Raw genomic sequence first — 18660 nt, forward strand, 5'->3', positions numbered from 1 at the left:
CGCGATGCATCGCGTCCCCGAGTCCCCATCAGGTCAACGAGGATCACTCTCCAACTTGCTCCAACAAGCGCTTGATCAGGTGTTGAGCAATGCCGTAAAACAGGAGTGCTATGACAACTGCGCCTGCCGAGAGAAAGAGCCAATTCTGCTGGAACCTAGCTAAAACTTGACTGGGTTTAGTTTCTAACGACGTCTTCTGCTGTCTTGCCTGTTTCAGAATTCTGACGCTGTAATTATCAGGATCGTATTCTGAGGGGTTGGGGTTGATCTGGCTGACGAGTACGGTATCGCCCTCAATTTGGTAGAACAGTGCATCTCGATCAAGTAGGTCACGAACTTGATCAAGGCCCGTCGTGGATTGGCCACTTAATGCCAGCAAGACCTTATCGTCATTCCAGGGAGAAGTGACCTGCTTCATCAAGCCCTCTCGATCCGTCAGTGGCTGAATACGGGTCTGAGCATACTGTCGAGAGGTGGCATCTCCCAATTTGAATCCCGGTTCGTCAAAGGCTTCCGGCAGTGGAAATTCGTCATATTCACCGATCGCAATTAGGTGATGGTCCTGCCTGATTTCTGGGGTGAGTGCGTTTCCTTGATAAACCGCTAGTTTGATAGAGTCCGCTTTGCTCAGGCGTCCCAACCGCTCGCTCACTTCTAAAAGCACCTGAAGATCAGGATCGGTCGGCTGTGCAGAAAGGGCGATCGCGGTCTGCGACAAATCCTGAGGGGCTGCGAAAGGAAAGCCATACTTCAGAAGCTTGAGGTCTGGCAGCCAAGCCGTAGCTTCTCGATTGACTTGAAATTGAGTATCGCCATGAATGGTTCCCCACAGTTGCTGATCGGTGACACGACTGCAAGACCGCCTCTCCCTAGGATCTAGGCGAAAGTTGATTTGCATTTTGGAGTAAGGCTTGATGGTATCAGTTGGCAGGTCAAGGCGAATCTTTTCTCGCTTGCCGCCATCTTCAGACCGGAGCCGTTCACCGCCAATGGCTACACCATCTAGCGTGACTTCGATTTGAGATGTGAGAGGATTGATTTGGGGGCCATAGCTGTAGGTCAAATCCATTGTGCTGCCAGGCAGGATTTGATCATCTGGCAGTGCTCGAAAGTCAACCTCTAGCGCAGGTGAGTGGGACCCCCAAACGGTAATGTCTTGTACGGATTCCTGATCACCTTCAGTCAAGTCTTGGAGAACAAAAGTGTCGGTCGTAGGCAAATAGTCGGGCCAGCTGCGGGGTTCAGGACTCGGCACCTCAGTAAGTTCATCGACAATGATGGCTTGCCCCGTGGCGATCGCCTCATCCTGCTTCTGAACCAACAGCTGAGCCGCTTTAGCAACCCCTGCAACGCCATTTCCCGTAACCACGAGTACGGGGATTTGATCATCTAATGCAGTTGTCATCATCAGCACCCCTGAATTAGGCGGTAACTGCTGGTTGTCGCTATTCAACAGGTTGGTCCCGTCGAGGGGCAGTGGCAAATCCAGCGACTGAAGAATAGGTTGATTCTCAGGAGTTCCAATGATGATCAGCGCCTCATCAGCGGTCACTTGATCGAGAGCCGTAGCCAGTCGCGTTTCCAGCGGACGATATTCCAAGACTCGCCCCAGACTGCTCTGCAATCGGCTGGCTGCAGTAAGCCACTCATCCGTCGTCTCTAACGGCTTCAAATAGGTCACCCGATTAGGCTCTAGACTCAATACATCCACAATGGGATAGGGATATTGCTGAAAGCTCAACGGGATGGGCTGAGGCTGAAAATCAAATACAACCTTAGAGTCAGGCAAGATCTCTGACCAAAGGGAAGGATCATAAGGATCCTGAGTGCACGTCGGCGAGTTGTTTTGTAAAGCAGCGACGACAAGTTCGTTATAATCGCGAATCAATCGAGCGGGAATTTCGAAAACCGCCTCTCCTAATTCACCCTGCTTGCGATTCAGGGGAGCACTACCAATGCTCGTACCATTCACCAGCACAGTCATGTTTGAGCGAGTCGCGTATAAGGCCGCAGAATGGCGATAGCGCAAAAGCACCTTTACTGATTTTGGCTCCCAATTCTGCGGTCGCGTGAACCATAAGCGGGCTTCATCGTAGATACCTTCAAAGCGCAGTCGGTCCTGCACCACTGGACTACGATTAAACTCCAGCACGTATTGTCCTGCTGGAGCGGCCTTCACAATTGGGATAGCTAAGTCAGAGGCCGGTTGGCTAGTCCCGTCCGCTGTGGCATCGCCTTCCAATGAGGCAGTACCGGTCGGGTTTTCAGTTGCCTCCTCAGCCGTTTCAGGTAAGGACGATTGAGCCTGAACTTTGCCCATCAGTGGAGTCGATTGCAGCAGTAGGGCAGTCAGCACCATCAGCAGCAAAAATCGCACTAGGGGAGATATTGCAGCAAATCGAAAGCGGTTCATCGGTATAGATTAAAAATAAGTGTCAAAACTACTGAGATGGATAGTTCAAGGTCGGTGTGAGGACTTCGACCTCTCGAAATCGCCTGTGCTGGGGGGCCCAAGCTTCGACATGGGGAGCTTCAGTTTTGGTGCAGATTCAGCCATCTTTGTGCGAACAAGTCCTGTCCCTGCCTGAAAAATCCCGGTCTTGTGTGGGGACGCTTAGTCCCTGTGTGAGAAAACCCGGTTGATATGTGGAAACCTCAGCCTCGTGTGGGGACGCGGTATATTGCACCCCCACATCCTTAGTAGAACCCGCTATCAGTACTGCTCCCACGGAGGCTGAAATCCTCGCCGCCTCAGCAGATTCAGCCGCATTTCCTGTAATCGATGTTCCAAAGGGGGGTCAGCCACTTGTCCATCCGCCTCTTCTTGCAGCATCGTGAACTGCTCAAAGGCAGCGATTGGTTCGTCTTGAGCGAGGTCAAGTTCTGCCATGACGCGGCGGATTTCCCAGTCATCAGGACGAAAAGCTAACACTTCCTCATAGAGAATTTCTGCCTCATCCAACCGTCCCTGTTGAAACCGAACGCCGCCCAAGGCTGCTAGCGCATTCACGTTATCCGGCTCCTGCACCAGGATGGTTTCGTAAGCTTCGCTCGCCAGTTCTAACTCGCCTAGAGTTTGAGCAACTTCGCCCTGCACAAAGTAGAGGGATACATCGGTCGGGTCAGTTGCCGTCAGCTGTTCTAAATAATCCATCGCTGCTGCTGGATCGGTCATTGCCAGCGTTTGCGCATAGCGACGGTTAAGACCGAGGTGATTAGGCGCGATCGCCAGCAGCGTCTCGTACAGCGCTTGCCGTTCTGGATCAGCGGGCAATTCTCCGACTAAGTTAAGCAACTCGGGGGGCACCATTGCAGCGGGCACGGTGGGATAGTTAGCCAACCACGTGTTCAAGGCCTGCTCTGCTTGGGCGGGAGGCATCTGCTGTAGCTTCAGCGAGAGGTAGGCTGAGCCTAACTGAGCGCGATCGCTTTGGGGCTTGAGGTTGAGCAATCGTTCGTAAGCCATGAGGGCCTGCTGCCACTGCTGCTGTTGCTGCCGCACCCCACTGATACCCAGTAGAGCTGTCTCCTGCACCTGCAAGGAATCCGCTTGGCTAAAGATAGCCTCATACTGCGCAACACTAGCGTCCAAATTGCCCTGCCGCTGTTCCAGGTCAGCCATCAGAAGGGCAGGTGCAATATCGTTGGTGCCGCTAGGGGTTGCCTGATAAGCAACAATGGCAGCTCTAGCCTCGGCCCAATTTTGCCGTGCTATCTGCATTTGAGCGAGTCGGTAGTAGATAAAGTCCACAGGGGTACCTGCTGAAATGAGATCTTCGTAAATGGGAAGGAGTGACGGGTCAGGATTATCGAGCCGAATCAGTGCCTGACCAACTTGCTGTTGAACAGGCGGCTCACTGGGTAACGGCTGTAGCACACTCAACAGTTGTGATGACAGATCAACATCCGACACCTCGCCCAGGGTGTTGGCCAGAATTAAGCGCTTAGTTTGGAGGGCTAGTTGGTCAGGCGATTGTGCTAGCGCCACGTCATATAGCTCAAGGGCTTCGGCTTGATAGTTGGGTGCTTCACTCAACACATCAGCAACCTCAACGACGAAGCCGATGCTGGGGTTAGGCGTGTCGCTGAGAGCTTGCCAGTAGAGGTCGATCGCCTCTTGGTAAAGACTCATATCGTCAGACTGCCGACCAATCTCACTCAAGGCCCTAGCCAGAGGTAGAACGGCGTCTGGGCGATCGCGTAGCTCGTCTAATAGATTCAGCGCTACTGTAGTTTGGCCATCTTGCTGATAGGCCGTCACCAGAGCCGCCTGTAGATTCACATCCTCAGGAGTCGCCTGTAACCGCTGCTCCAAAAGGATAATCGCTTCATCAGCTCGTCCAGCAGGAAGCAGCGTTTGGGCATAGGCGATCGCGCCAGCATCCGTCAGCGAGTGTCCCCGTGCAATGGCCTGCTCGAACAGCGATCGCCCCTGAGTAAAGTTGCCGCTATAGGTGTAAATTTCAGCGGCCTCTGCCAGAAGTTGGGGCGAAGGACTCCCGGCAAGGAGGATGTCGTAGTCGGCGATCGCGTCCACAAATCGGCCTTGATACCCCAGCAACAGAGCTCGCCGTGCCCTTGCCTCGGCATTCTGAGGCTCTAATCTCAGCAACTCAGAGAGCGCTTCAATGCCTTGAGATTGCCACTCCGAACGATATCCGCCCAATTCGCCCACGGCAGTAAGAGCACGGCGGTTTTGAGGTTCAAGGGCGAGTACACGCTGATAGGCTTGCCAAGCATCAGCATCTCGTCCAGAGCGTTCATAGGCGATCGCTAGGCCCAGCTGAGCCGGGACGGATTGGGGCTGCTGCTGCACAGCCTGCTCAAATTCTCGAATAGCATCATTCACCCACCCCTGCTGCAGGTAGTCGTAACCTGCTTGGGTAGAGGCAGATTGAGCGATCGCCGGACGGATATCCAGCACGGGGGTCAACAGGAGACCAGCGACTAGCGATAAGGTGTGAAGGCTGAGTTTGAGGGTATTTCGTTTGCTCATGGGTCTATAGCCCTGTTTGTTGGGGTCAATAGCATTCGGGAGAGATCGTTCAGGGATTCAGGAAGGGGCAAGTTACGTCAAAATCAAGCGTTGCAGTGTCTACAGGGCGTCGAGTTAGGGGCGAGGGTTTACAGGGGACAAATCGGTCGTTGAAATATGTTTTGAGAGATTTTGAGAGATTCGTTCTGGGATAGCTGATGGGTTACCAATCTGCGCGAATGCGAATGCCTAGAAGCGTTTCAGAGAATTCGTCACGGCTCTGCAAGCTGACACCCGCCCGCACGTTTTCATACACAGGCGCGTCGTAGAACACCTCCCAAACGTCTGGCGTTTTCCCAGAGCGGAGGTCGCCATTGGACAGCTGCTGACCATATCCCAGACCTAGGCGATCGCCCTCCAGAAACAGGTCAAGAGCATTCATGCCCAGACTAAAGGTGCTGCCACTGCGGCCAACATCCCGGTTCTCATACCAGCCATAGCGGCCAAACAGACCCACATTAATGGAATCGATGAAGTACTCGACATTGAGACCGTAGGCAATTTCGCGATCGTCATCGGACAGACCAAAGCTGCCGTCATCTCGCTGAATCTGAAAAAGCTCCTCAAAGCCACTGTCATTACCCGCATCACGAGCTGTTGCGACGGTGCCTCTGATAATGAAGTTGCCTGATCGAAAACCTACTTCGGCTGCCAATCCATCCAGCGCTAAGTCACCTAAGTTGCGGCTAGAGGAGAATGCAGCCAACTTGACCTCCAGCTGATCTGTGGCACTCCAGTTGACCAAGGCACCTGGACGACTGCCAATACCAGCAGCGCTCAGGGCTGGATTGGTCTGAAAGACCGGGTTGAAGAAGTGAGTCACGACGTCTTTAGCAAAGCTGTTGCGGTCGAAGTAGGAGGTTAAATCAATCAGTCCTCCCACAAACCGCAGGTTCGGCAGTTCCCGAAAAGGCGCTGCCGAAACATACAATTCATTCAGGCTCAGTCCCTCGTCTGCAGAATCAACGAAAGCGCTGCCGCCGACCAAATCTACGGTTGCGCCAAACATCACTTGGTCATTTAGGGCATAGAGCGCTGTAGCCCTCAGCCGTCCTGATATTTCATCGTCTTGATAAATGCTGGCGGCTTGGAATTGCAGGAGGGGGCGAAAATTCTCAATCGGTTCGACACCAGCGAGTGCAGAGGCGGTTGCTTCTGTGCTTAACGTAGAGGGTTCAATAGGGTCTCCCGCTTCATCCACCTCTTCCCCATCAGCAGGGGACTCGACCGACTGAGCGATCGCCCCGTCCTCCTCAGGGGTATTGAACATCTGGTCGAGGTCATAGGCCTGATCGTATAGAGCCGTCCAATCCTCATCAGCATTGAGCGTATCAGCGTCTGTGGAGGCCAGGTGGCGATCTAGCGCCTCGTCAATTTCGTTAAATGGGACAACCGCAATCGGTTGAGCGGCCTCCACATTGTCATAGACAGTTGACGGCTGCTCCAGCTCATAAGCCTGATCGTAAAGCTCGGTCCAATTCTCCGTCTCTGTAACTATCTCAGGATCATTTTCAGGAGCATCGCTCGGCGTTTCATCAACGGCACTGAGCGGCACCACAGCGATCGCCTCGTTCGGTTCAATCGTAGGAGACGCTTCACCTGGGGCGATCGCCACTGCCGAGTGGGAAGCTTCTATCACTGGCTCAACGGCTACTGTCTCAGAGTCAGCCACTGTTTTGACAGACTGTTTTGTTGGAAGTGTCTCCGCCGAAACCCTATCGACAGCGTTGTTCTGCCAAAAATCAGGGATTTCTGACTGAACTGAATAGGCTGTCACGGACTCAGAGGGAGTTCCCTCTAGATCCATAGTTGCTGGCGAAGGAACATCACCAGCGGGCAAGGCACCGTGCAGTTGCTCGGCGCGATCAGACTCACTCTCCAATTCTGGTTCTGCTTCTGGCGTTGAGGCGTAGGCAGATTGTCCAAGAATCGCTAGCCCAAATATCAGCCCGCTCACGAATCTGACGCGCTGAGACAAAGGGCTGCAAGAGGCAGCATCAGCTGCACTTTTACATAAGCTGTAGAACAATATTTTCATAGTCTAAAACGGAAAATCCACCGCAGATTTTTTGTATTCGGTCTGATTTTCTGAGCCAATCATTAGCAGATAAATCAAGCGGGCAATAGGCAAAAATAAGAAAACTCGATATTTTCTCCAAAAGACGCTCTTCGCAACTTCCAGACACTTAAATTAAAGGTTTAAATACATGGAGTCATGCAAAAACAGCCACACTTGAATTCGAGGTCACTTAAGCAAGCGCAAATTCTATGCTGCATTTTGATGACAAGCCAAAGATGTTCATTTTGGTCTTCATCTTCAGCAATAAGCGATCGCTCCACAAATTGCCTTACAAGATTCAAGTGAACATATCAAACTGTGATTCCTTTATCTTCAAATCAGCGGAACGTAAAATTTAGACGCCTCCACTTATAAAGACTAAAAATCAAGCTGGTTAATTCATTCGACCACTAAACGAAGATAAACTTTTGACGCCTTTGTCTGACTAAAAAATGGCTGGGAGAAAGCATTAAATTAAATTGACCTGATTTAAACAAGATCAAAACCTTGGGAAGATGCACACTCTCTACCAGCAGAAAATGAGTGAATCAGGAGAAGAATAATCTCATACAGAATCGGCAAAGCCTAAAAAACAATCTGTAGGTCCGGTATTCTTGCGGCAGCAATATCACCATAGGAAGATCACTGACCTGCTATCACTCGTCTGACATATAAGATACCCTTCATAAAAAGAAACGAGCATCAGTGTTTACACGCACCAAATCAAGCTTAATCCTAGCCTCACAAGCTTGAAGTTGAGGCATTCAAGCGGATTAAAATCATTATTACGTATATTCACGTTGCTTGTTAGATTTTTATCACCCGGCAAACTAAGTACATGTACGTGATGAAGTATTTGCCGCTATACGGGCAACAAATTCACATTACTCTCCCAGCTCCAGTAACATTACTGAGGCCCATTTTATTGACAGGTCTGAATCCATAGAGAAATTACTTAGGGTCCTAGAAAATGGATCTTGATGCGCATAAACTCATCCATAACTAACCTGGAGTTGTTTATCAACGTGATAAAGCTCGAAAGTCAATCTATTAAGAAATTATGAAGCACTCTTTTTTTGAATTGACGACTTTACACTCTCTGACAGAACATCAGAAGAATTGTGCTCCTTGAGTGAAGTCTTAGCCTTAGGGCAGTTTTCAAGCATCTACCACTCCATTCAAGCATTGCGACCTGATAGCCAAGCAATATTAGTAGGCTAGGTCTGTGAACGTCTTGACTGTCCTTAGGCTAATTTTTTATTTGGATTTCGCACGATTAAGCCGGATTTGTATACCGAGCTGTTTCAAGAACGGCTAAACTTCTCATCGCTAATCCTAGTTTTATGTGAGAGAAGGAAAAGTTATATCTTGCACCTATCTTTCTTCCTGATGAAAGCAAAAAAGTAGAGAACTGAATTGAGTGTTATAAATTAGGAACTATCGCTCATCGTTGATGATGCGAACCAAAGAAATAAATGTCAGCTGATTGAGCAAGACTATAAATGGGCAGACTTTGTTTGAGGATATCTTGAACCTTATTGTCCAGGAACGGCTTGACAAGTTTTAATTGCCTTCTTGTCAGTTAGCTGAAAGGGGCCGCATCACCACTTGCCTCAGCATATGGCAGACAATAGGGCATCTCACCAAAATTCTGTGTAGTTTTAGTTATTTTTCCAGAACTTAGTACTGTTTTGAGATCTCCTAAGCGAGGTCAACTTAAAGCTTTAATGACGAACTTTTCTGCTGCAACTGGGTTACTCCAGCTTCTGGGCATCACCCCAAGCTGCTGCCGAATCGTCAAGTTGTGTTATTGACTCATCTCGATAATTGATAAATCCCAAATTTAAGTGTTGTGTGAACTGCGAGGGGTTGAGATTGGAGATTCGGAATCTTGCTTCTGCAAATTATTTTTGAGTCTTCTATCCCTTGATCGCTGAGCAGACGGCTAGAAAAAGCTACGACTTCTGTCTTTGTATTCAGAAGGGCTAATCCAGCTTGAACATCAGGTTAGTCACTGAAACAGTCATAGCTGTGCCTCACTAAACGCTCAGGTGCTTACCCGGCTCAATAATTCAGGATCTGCTCTACCCGTTGATCGCTTTGCCGTTGTTGAGAAATAGGCTGCAATGCATGTAGGAATGAGGAATTCTGGTATGACCAGCTACCATCAATACCGGTCTCCTCAAGAGCTGCACTTATTAAGTATTCTGGCTCAATCTGCCAGTCGACAGGTAAGTGGCTGCTTGAGAGTGACTGATGGTTCCCAGTATTGGCTACTGTTCTTAGAACAGGGCAAATTGGTGTTTGCTTCCGACTCGGTGGCTCCCTTCGATCGCCTGGATCGCCTCCTCAAGCGGCTCAGCAGCCGAGTTCTGAGTTTGGTCAGTCCTGTGCGGGTTCAGATCAGACTGCTGTTTGAGCAACCTGTTGAAGAAAACAAGATTACCTGCAATGACTATGAAGCCATCTGTTGGCTAGTCGAACAGCAATATCTGACAGAAGCTCAAGCGGGTGAACTCATTGAAGGGCTGGCTCAGGAAGTTCTGGAGACACTGCTGCCTCTAAGCTACGGCAGCTATAGTTTGGTAGAAGACACCCCTTTGTCAAACCGACCTCGGTTTTGCCAGCTCGATCTGCGGACATTGGTTGAGGCGTGCCAGGTTCGACGATCGCGACGGCAACCTTCGAGCAACAGTAACGGCATTGTTAGTCGGAATAACGTCAGTTCACCTGCTGCCACACCTAACAAGCCCCCTATCCAAACCTTCCGCGTGCAGCCTCAAACTCCTGTTGCGCGGGAAGAGATGCCGTCTCCTTTGGGCTTAAAGCGACCTACCATTCCGGCTCAGCAACCCGCTCAGCGACCGATTCAGCAATCGGAGCCGTCTCGCCCCGCAGGACTAGCGAACACGCGATCGTCCACTGTTCAACCCAAAGCAACCTACACCGTTGCCTGTATTGATGACAGTCCGACTGTACTAAGCGCTATTGAAGCGTTTTTAGACGATCGCGCTTTTAAAGTCTTGAGGATTGCCGATCCGGTCAGTGCGCTGATGCAAATCATCCGGAACAAACCCGATCTCATTCTGCTAGACGTGACAATGCCCAACCTAGACGGCTATGAACTGTGTTCATTGCTGCGGCGGCATCCACTCTTCAAGCAAACACCCATCATCATGGTGACCGGAAATCGAGGTTTCATTGACCGCGCCAAAGCCAAGCTTGTCGGTGCCTCTGGCTATTTAACTAAGCCGTTTACCCAGCCCGATTTGCTCAAGATTGTGTTTAAGCATCTGAGTTAGCGGCCTCTTGCAGCCACAGGCGGAAGGCAAACTCAAGACCCAAGGCAGAATCCGCTGCTAACCCAGTGTGAATTGTCGCGTTCTGGATTGTCTAGGCTTCACCACGACAGAGCGTTGCGAGTGTTGCCTAAAAAATACCCGACTGTAGCTCAAGCCGCTCTCAAATGCCCTTGATACAACGGCTAAGGCCGGCAGCAGTAAATTGACTGCACTGTTTACTCCTGAGCCACCGCAAACGATTGCTAAAACGTCAGTTTTTTTAACAGACCACCCTTTCTTTAAGTTGACTCGACATCCACCCAAGGAAAAACTATGCAGAACACTCTAACTGCCACTGTTTTAATCGTTGAAGATACTCCCTCTGAAATGGAGTTGATGAGCCATTATCTACGTGAAAGTGGCTGTGTTGTCCTTGGTGCAACAACCGCCAAAGACGCTTTAGAAATCGTGAGCAGACAGCGCCCAGACGTCATTGTGACAGATGTAGTTATGCCAGGGATTAGCGGCTTTGAGCTTTGCCGCAATCTCAAGAAGCATACTGAGACGGCTAACGTCCCAATCATTATTTGCACGTCCAAAAATCAGGACATCGACCGACTTTGGGGCATGAAGCAGGGAGCAGATGCTTACCTCACCAAGCCCTACACCCAAGACGAGCTAGTACAAGTTGTGCGCTCGGCGATGCAAAGGAAACCATGAGCATTGACAATTCTCTTAGCCTCAACGTTCAAGAAACTGGCACAATTGCGTCTCCCGCGATCGTGCAATATACCCACAGCCATCTGAAATTCCGTTTAGGTCGGCACCTGACCCTCTTACCCACCCGGCAAATTTTGGAGGTGATCACGGTCCCAGCCGCTAGTGTCACCCCAATGCCGAACATGCCACCGGCCATGTTGGGACTGATTAACCGCCGTAGTCAGGTCATGTGGGTCACCGATTTGGCATTGCTATTGGGCATCCCAGTCGCCTATCCCAACTCTCAGCAATACAACCTGGTTCTACTCCAAGTCAACCAGGTTTTGCTGGGTCTTCGTGTTCAAGAAATTGACAACATCCTTAATTTGCCGCATCAGGAGGTTTGCCCGCCGCCGGCACATGTTCCTGCTGGTTTAGTGCCATTTCTGCGAGGCTGTTACGTCAAAGAGAACGATGTTCTACTCGTCTTGAATGCGGAGGCCATTCTCCATGCTCCTGCGCTCAAAGCAGCTTGAAAACTTTCAGGGTCTCTGTCAATTAGCCCAACAGTCTCTTTTTGGAACTGACGCAGCTAGTCAACACTGATCCCTTTGGGTTGATGCCGAGCGTAACGGAATCTTCTCAGAACTGTGGGGTCTTCAAGGGTAATGACACAAGACCTTACTTCTAAAGTCTCTCTCTTCTTCGGACCTGAACTCAAATTGCATCTCCCGACTTGATAGACCCTGTCCCGTTACTTTCCTCTACTCACCGTTTTTCCCATAAGGTAGCTGACTAATGACTACAGAATTTCGACCTTCTCCTGATAACCGACTTCCCAATTCCGATGTCAATAATGCGTCTCATTCCGAAAAGCACAATACCAATGGGGCAGGGTATGCCACAAGTGGCTCAAGTGCCGTTGACATGGAGATGAAGGCAACCCAGGCACGTCAGATTGCTTCCAGTTACCCAGACGCCGGTCATAGTCAGGATTTTCAGTCCTACGTCCATCTCACAAAACCTAGCAAGAATAAGGTTTTGCAATGGTTTAGTAACCTGAGTGTAGGCCGCAAGCAGCTGGCGGGTTTGTTTACGTCGGAAGCTATCTCTGTATTAGGACTGGTGGGGGTGGGAACTTTTCTGATTGTGTCAGGCGGACGAAGTCAGCTCTTAAATCAGACTCGGTCAGAACTTTCGGTAACTCAGGCTGGGTACGTTGCTAAAATCAACCAGATGGGTCTCGGTTTTCGAGGACAGTCAGACAGCCGTGGCATCATTGACGTCGCTACAGCCGATGCACAAGGCACAACGATTACTCCAACCGCCCTAGAGAATGCAAGACGAGTTCTGCAAAATGAGATTACGGCACGTCAGATTGAATACGCCACATTAGTGGGGACTGATAAGCAGATTATTGTCAGCGCTAACGCCGATCGCAGGGGTGAAACATTTGACCCGGGTGGGCTAGTTGGAACGGTTCTACAAAATCCTCGCCAGGTCAAAGTCAGCGCCATTGTGTCCTGGGAAGAACTGCAAAACGAGCAGCCCCCCCTGCCGGAAGGATTTGAGGGCGGAGACGCCCTGATCCGCTACACCTTTACGCCTGTCACCGCAGACAATTCGGAAGAGGTCGTCGGCATTCTGGTCTCCGGCGACATTGTTAACGAGAAGCGAGCTATCCCGTTCGACACGCTGTCCTCTTTTGGTAACGGATACAGTGCCGTTTATCAATACCAAGAAGATGAGGGTTTTACGCTTGCCACGTCTATGTATGCAGAAGACAATCCGGATTTGGAGGAGGCAGTTACTGGCGTTCCTTTAGGAAACACTGACTTACTCGAACAGGCGATCGCCAATCCCGATGAAGCAGTGACTGGACGGCAAGACATTGCCGACAACACCTACACGGTGGCGGCTGAAGTCATTACTGATTTCAACCAAAGGCCCGTTGCGGTTATAGTTCGTGGTACGTCCGAGGCTCCTCTCAATGCGCTATTGCTCAACAGCCTCAAGCTACAGTTACTGGTTGCAGCGATCGCACTCATTGCAAATATCTTCCTGGCTCAGCTACTCAGAAACTCCATCACCAAACCTCTGAAAAGTTTGCAGCAGTCAGCTTGGAAATTTGGATTGGGCGATCGACAAGCCAGAGCCGAGGTCTATTCGACTGACGAAGTGGGTCGGGTCGCGCAAATCTTCAACCAGCTAGCAGACAGCATTTCCCAATCAGAAAACTTGCTCAAAGGCCAAGCCGAACGGGAAAAAATCATTGCAGAGCGGGCGAATTTAATTACCGACATCACCAGCCGTATTCGTCAATCGCTGGATGAAGAAGAGATTTTGAGCACCTCAGTCAACAGCCTACGGGACATGCTGAAGTCAGATCGAGTTCTGATTTACAAGTTCAATCCTGATCTTAAATCCGGCGAAATCACGGCTGAATCGGTCGGCAGAGGTTGGCCGCAAGCGATGGGTAAGGACCTCGAAGATCCCATGACACCAGAAGCCCTAGAGCGGTACTACACAGGGCGTGTTTCTTCGATGGCGAACCGGGACCAATCCAACTTGTCTCAGTGCCACTGTGAAATTCTCGATGACCTTGAGGTTAAAGCCAATATGGTGGCGCCTCTGTTAGCCGGTGAAGACTTAATTGGGTTGCTTTGCGTCCATCAGTGTTCTGGTCCGCGTCACTGGGAACCCGAAGAGCTAGAACTAATACAGCAGGTTGCAATTCAGATTGGCTACGCCCTCAACCAGGCCCGCTCTGTCACGCAGCAACGACTCACCGCCAACCGAGAACGACAGCTTGCTGACATCATTACCCACATTCGCGAAAACCTAGACGCTCAGCAGATTTACCAGATTGTGGTTAAGGAAGCGCGTGAAGCCCTCAAAACCAATCGGGCTGTCGTCTACCTGTTTGACGAAAACTGGAAGGGCACTATCGTAGCAGAGTCTGTGGAGTCGGCTTATCCGTCTGCCTTGGGCGATGATATCTATGATCCGTGCTTCAAAGAGAACTACATTGAGCAGTATCTCCAAGGACGGGTACAGGCGACCGGCAACATAGCCGAGGCAGGGCTAACTGAGTGTCATCTGCAGCAGCTAGAACCCTACCAAGTCAAGGCAAATCTGGTTGCCCCCATCATCGTTGAAGGGGAATTGCTGGGACTCCTAATTACTCACCAGTGTTCCAGTCCTCGTAATTGGAGTCAGCTCGACATCAACTTCTTCCGGCAAGTCGCTATGCAACTAGGGTATGCCTTGGAGCAGGCGCAACTCTTCACCCGAACGGAAGCTTTGGCAGAAGAGCGGCGTCAGAAACAAGAATCTATTCAAATGCAGCTTGTGGAACTGCTGAGCGATGTGGAAGGAGCCTCTGAAGGTGATCTCACGGTTCGCGCTGATGTCACCGCTGGGGAAATCGGCACGGTAGCTGACTTCTTTAATGCGATCGTGGAAAGCTTGCGCCAGATTGTGACTCAAGTCAAACAATCTGCTGAAGAGGTCAACAGTTCCCTTGGCGAAAACAAAGCTTCCATTCAGGCTCTAGCAGAAGATTCACTACGTCAGGCCGAAGAAGTCACCAGCACCCTGTCTTCGGTAGAGCGCATGACCAACTCGATCCAACAGGTCGCGGACAGTGCGCAGCAAGCAGCTGAGGTTGCGAATGCTGCCTCATCTACGGCTGAAACGAGTGGACAAGCCATGGATTTGACGGTCCGAAACATCCTTGGCCTGCGCGACATTATTGGTGAAACGTCCAAGAAGGTGAAGCGTCTGGGCGAATCGTCTCAGCAAATTTCTAAGGTGGTCTCCTTGATCAATCAGATTGCAATGCAGACCAACCTCCTGGCGATTAACGCCGGAATTGAGGCAGCTCGTGCGGGTGAAGAAGGCCAAGGTTTCGCAGTGGTTGCAGAAGAAGTTGGTGAACTTGCTGCTCGCTCAGCTGATGCAACCCAAGAGATTGAGCGCATTGTTGAAACTATTCAGCGGGAAACTGTAGAGGTGGTGGAAGCGATGGAGCAGAGCACGACTGAGGTTGTTGCAGGAACCCATTTAGTCGAAGATGCCAAACAAAATCTCACTCGCATTCTGGATGTTTCCCAGCAAATTGATCAGCTCGTGAATTCCATTTCTGAGACCACAATTTCCCAGGTTGAGGTGTCTGAAACGGTGACCAAACTGATGCAAGAGATTGCCAAGGTCTCGGAGCGGACGTCAGATTCTTCGATCCAAATCAGCACCTCACTCCAACGAACAGTTGAAGTCGCGCAAACCCTACAAGAGTCTGTTAGCGCCTTCAAGACTGGAGAACAGTGAGGCCATGATGGGCGACAGAGCGATGGGGCAATGAAAGCAATAAACTGATTCTCCCCTCCTCTCTCCGCCCTCCTTATCCTGCTCCTCTCCACATCTATTCCTCGTAATCCCTCTCACCTCCCTTCACTGAAATTCGCCATGGCTGACGATAAAGAGCTGCAAATCCGACTTCAGTTTCTCGATGAAGCCCAAGAATATCTCAATACGCTGGAGTCAAGACTTATTGGTCTTGCCCAAGGTGTTGATGGAGAAACCATCAACGACGCGCTACGGGCAGCTCACTCCATCAAAGGAGGCGCTGCACTGATGGGCTTTGAAATGCTGAGCGATCTAGCCCACCGACTGGAAGACAACCTCAAGGTGCTCAAGGTGCAGCGCCAACAAGTCAGCTTCGATGCGGCCTTGGAATCGCAGTTGCTGATTGCAGTGGACTGCATGGGGCAAATCGTTGGGCATAGTCGCCAGCATTTTGAGCAAGGTCACAGTATCCCGCTAGCTCCCGACAATCACTGGCTACAGGAGCATGTGCTGCCTGTCTTTGAACAGCTACGAGAGCGACTGGGCGAGCCTGAAGAAGAAGACGCCTACTCAATGCTAGCCCCCGAGGAGGACCACGATATCATTCCGCTTCTCTTTCAAAGTGAAGTAGAAGGCTGTTTGCAGCGGCTTGAAGGTGTTTTGGCAGAGTCCTCGCCCTGCCTTAGAGAAGAGACACAAATTCTAGCTCAGGAGTTAGCTGGGCTAGGGGAAATGTTGCAGCTGGAGTCGTTTACTCAGCTCTGTCAGGCCATTGGTGCTCAGGTGATTGCGATCGCCGACGATCAGCTATCGGCCACTGTACAAGCCGCTTTGGAAACTTGGAGAAGCGCTCAGGCCCTCGTGATTGCAGGGAATATCGCAGCCGTTCCCAGTCAGTTTACTGGCAGTGCAGACAATCCCTTGGCACCGCTTTCCGAAGAGGAAGTGGCTCAGACCTTTGCGGAAGCTTGGGAACAGAACGGTGACGATACCGTGCTTGCGATCGACTCTTCTCAAGTTTCAGAAGAGACGTTGCCGCTGACAGAAGTGGGTCTCGTCCCCTCCGAGTTCTTCCAAGAAGATTTTGCCGACGTCACGGTTAATGGCAACGATAGTGATTACTTCGAAGCGCAGAGTAGCGATGCGTTCTTACCTGACTCGACTGAACCGTCCCCTGCTGAAGTTCCCTTTGACGAAACACCACCCACAGCTTCGCAGACGGTGAACGACACTGAGGCCGCTCCCCAGACTGACAGCACTGTGAGGGTTCCAGTTAAGCAAATCAATCAGCTCAGCGATATGTTTGGAGAGTTGATTATTGAGCGGAATCGTCTGGAAGTTGAGGTGCGGCGACTTCGGGGACTGGTCACCACCATGCAAACCCGAATGCGAACTCTGGAAACGGTCAATAGCGACTTACGCAATGTCTACGATCGCGTCGCAACCCAGAGCCAAACCCAGTTGGCAACATCGACAGCAGCGGTTGCTTCTCCTGAACTGACAATGTCCGACAATTCTACACAGGCCTTTGACGTTCTTGAACTGGATCGATATGGTGAGGCTCATCTGCCCTTTCGAGAAATCATCGAAACCATCGTGCAGCTGCAAGAGGTCGGCGACGATATTGACTTGTCGCTCAACAATACGGAACAAACGGCTCGGGGGCTTCGGAAGACATCTCGTCAGTTGCAGAAATATTTGACCCAGCTGAGGATGCGTCCCTTGGCCGATATCTTTGATCGTTTCCCTCGGGCGCTGCGGCAAATGTCTCTTCAGTACGACAAGCCGGTGACGCTCAAGCTCAAAGGCGAAAATACGCTGGTTGACCGCAATGTTTTGGAAGCTTTGCAAGACCCGCTGATGCATATTTTCCGCAACTGCTTCGACCACGGTATTGAAGACGTGGAAACCCGTCAGCAACACGGCAAACCGACGACGGGAACCATCTCTATTTCAGCGAAGCAGCGCAGCGGACGAACCATCATTACCATTCGCGATGATGGTGGCGGCATCGCGCTAGAGAAAATTCGCGATCGCGCCATTAAAATGGGGCTTGATGAAGCTCTCCTCGCTGCGGCTAGCAAACAAGATCTGCTGTCGCTTATTTTTGAACCCGGCTTCAGCACCGCTAGCGAAGTGACCAACCTGTCAGGACGCGGAGTCGGCATGGACGTTGTTCGCAGCAAGCTGAAGGAGATTCGAGGCGATATTCAAGTCGATACCGAGGCCGGAGTCGGCACTGTCTTCACACTCTCAATTCCCTTCACGTTGTCAGTCACTCGCGTCCTGATTGTCGAGAGTCGCGGGATGCGGATGGCCTTCCCCGTTGATGCTGTGGAAGAAATGTTCAGTCTTGAACCGGAGCAAATTCTCTCAACCGTCGGCAAGGACAGCTTCGAATGGAATGGAGAACTGCTACAGCTCGTCAAACTGTCCGACTGGCTCCACTTTAACTGTCCGGTGTCGTTGGAAAGTCCAGAAATCGCTCCAGCTATTTCAACCCCAACCGTCCTGTTAGTGCAATACAATCAGCGCCTTGTCGGTATTCAGATTGATCGCTCTTGGGGCGAGCAAGAAGTAGCGCTAAGGCGGGTTATCGGCAACCTACCCATGCCAACCGGATTCAATAGCTGCACCATTTTAGGCGATGGTCAAGTAGTCCCCTTAGTAGCAGTGCCCGAGTTACTTTATTGGATTGCGAGCTGTGAGGCATCTGGGACTAAGCCGTCCGTAGACGATTCGCTCTCAACCTATTTGCCCGCAGGCGCTGATAGCGATACAGGCTCACCGCTGCTACGAAAGCCGACCGTCCTGCTGGTGGATGACTCTATTAACGTCCGTCGCTTTATTGCCCTGACGTTGGAGAAGGCGGGCTATCAAGTGGCACAGGCCAAAGACGGTCAAGATGCCCTTGACAAACTCAAAAGCGGACTAGCCGTTGAAGCTATCCTTTGTGATGTTGAGATGCCCCGCTTAGATGGCTATGGCTTCCTATCCCGTGTCAAGTCAAACGTTGAGCACCAGCAAATTCCAGTCGCCATGCTGACCTCTCGGGGCAGCCCTAAACATCGTCAGATGGCAATGAATTTGGGAGCCGCAGCCTATTTCACAAAACCCTATAACGAACAAACTCTACTCAAAACCTTAGAAAGCCTAATTGAACCAGCCTTGGTGTAGTTTTTCCTAAGTCCCTTTGAGGCTGAATTGACGATATCTCTTCTGCACGACGAGACTAAGCC

Annotated in this window: 8 protein-coding genes; 5 read left to right on the top strand and 3 right to left on the bottom strand. The window is 50.8% G+C overall.

The features are described from left to right. Window positions 1-43: 43 nt before the first annotated feature. The 3 genes from PN498_RS10045 to PN498_RS10055 all read right to left on the bottom strand — a co-directional run bounded on the left by PN498_RS10045 (window position 44) and on the right by PN498_RS10055 (window position 6992). Window positions 44-2413, bottom strand: a complete 2370-nt coding sequence (locus tag PN498_RS10045) for a cellulose biosynthesis cyclic di-GMP-binding regulatory protein BcsB (protein WP_272062606.1) — start codon at window positions 2411-2413, stop codon at window positions 44-46. A 300-nt stretch (window positions 2414-2713) separates the two neighbouring features. Further along, window positions 2714-4996, bottom strand: coding sequence for a tetratricopeptide repeat protein (locus PN498_RS10050; RefSeq protein ID WP_272062607.1), 2283 nt, complete (start codon window positions 4994-4996; stop codon window positions 2714-2716). 202 nt (window positions 4997-5198) lie between these two features. Next, complete coding sequence (locus PN498_RS10055; RefSeq protein ID WP_272062608.1) at window positions 5199-6992, bottom strand: hypothetical protein; 1794 nt, start codon at window positions 6990-6992, stop codon at window positions 5199-5201. Between the two features lie 2255 nt (window positions 6993-9247). Here PN498_RS10055 and PN498_RS10060 point away from each other — a divergent pair. The 5 genes from PN498_RS10060 to PN498_RS10080 all read left to right on the top strand — a co-directional run bounded on the left by PN498_RS10060 (window position 9248) and on the right by PN498_RS10080 (window position 18598). Beyond that, entirely contained in the window at window positions 9248-10396 is a 1149-nt protein-coding gene (locus PN498_RS10060) for a response regulator (protein ID WP_272062609.1), read from the top strand. 312 nt (window positions 10397-10708) lie between these two features. Further along, window positions 10709-11095, top strand: coding sequence for a response regulator transcription factor (locus PN498_RS10065; RefSeq protein ID WP_272062610.1), 387 nt, complete (start codon window positions 10709-10711; stop codon window positions 11093-11095). After that, window positions 11092-11610 carry a chemotaxis protein CheW gene (locus tag PN498_RS10070; protein ID WP_272062611.1) on the top strand — a complete coding sequence of 173 codons (519 nt, stop codon included), beginning with the start codon at window positions 11092-11094 and terminating at the stop codon, window positions 11608-11610. The genes PN498_RS10065 and PN498_RS10070 overlap by 4 nt, the downstream gene beginning before the upstream one ends. 262 nt (window positions 11611-11872) lie before the next feature. Continuing rightward, window positions 11873-15403 carry a GAF domain-containing protein gene (locus PN498_RS10075; protein WP_272062612.1) on the top strand — a complete coding sequence of 1177 codons (3531 nt, stop codon included), beginning with the start codon at window positions 11873-11875 and terminating at the stop codon, window positions 15401-15403. A 138-nt stretch (window positions 15404-15541) separates the two neighbouring features. After that, window positions 15542-18598 carry a hybrid sensor histidine kinase/response regulator gene (locus PN498_RS10080; RefSeq protein WP_272062613.1) on the top strand — a complete coding sequence of 1019 codons (3057 nt, stop codon included), beginning with the start codon at window positions 15542-15544 and terminating at the stop codon, window positions 18596-18598. Window positions 18599-18660 lie beyond the last annotated feature (62 nt).

It is taken from the genome of Oscillatoria sp. CS-180 (genome assembly GCF_028330965.1).
GTDB lineage: Bacteria > Cyanobacteriota > Cyanobacteriia > Phormidesmidales > Phormidesmidaceae > Halomicronema.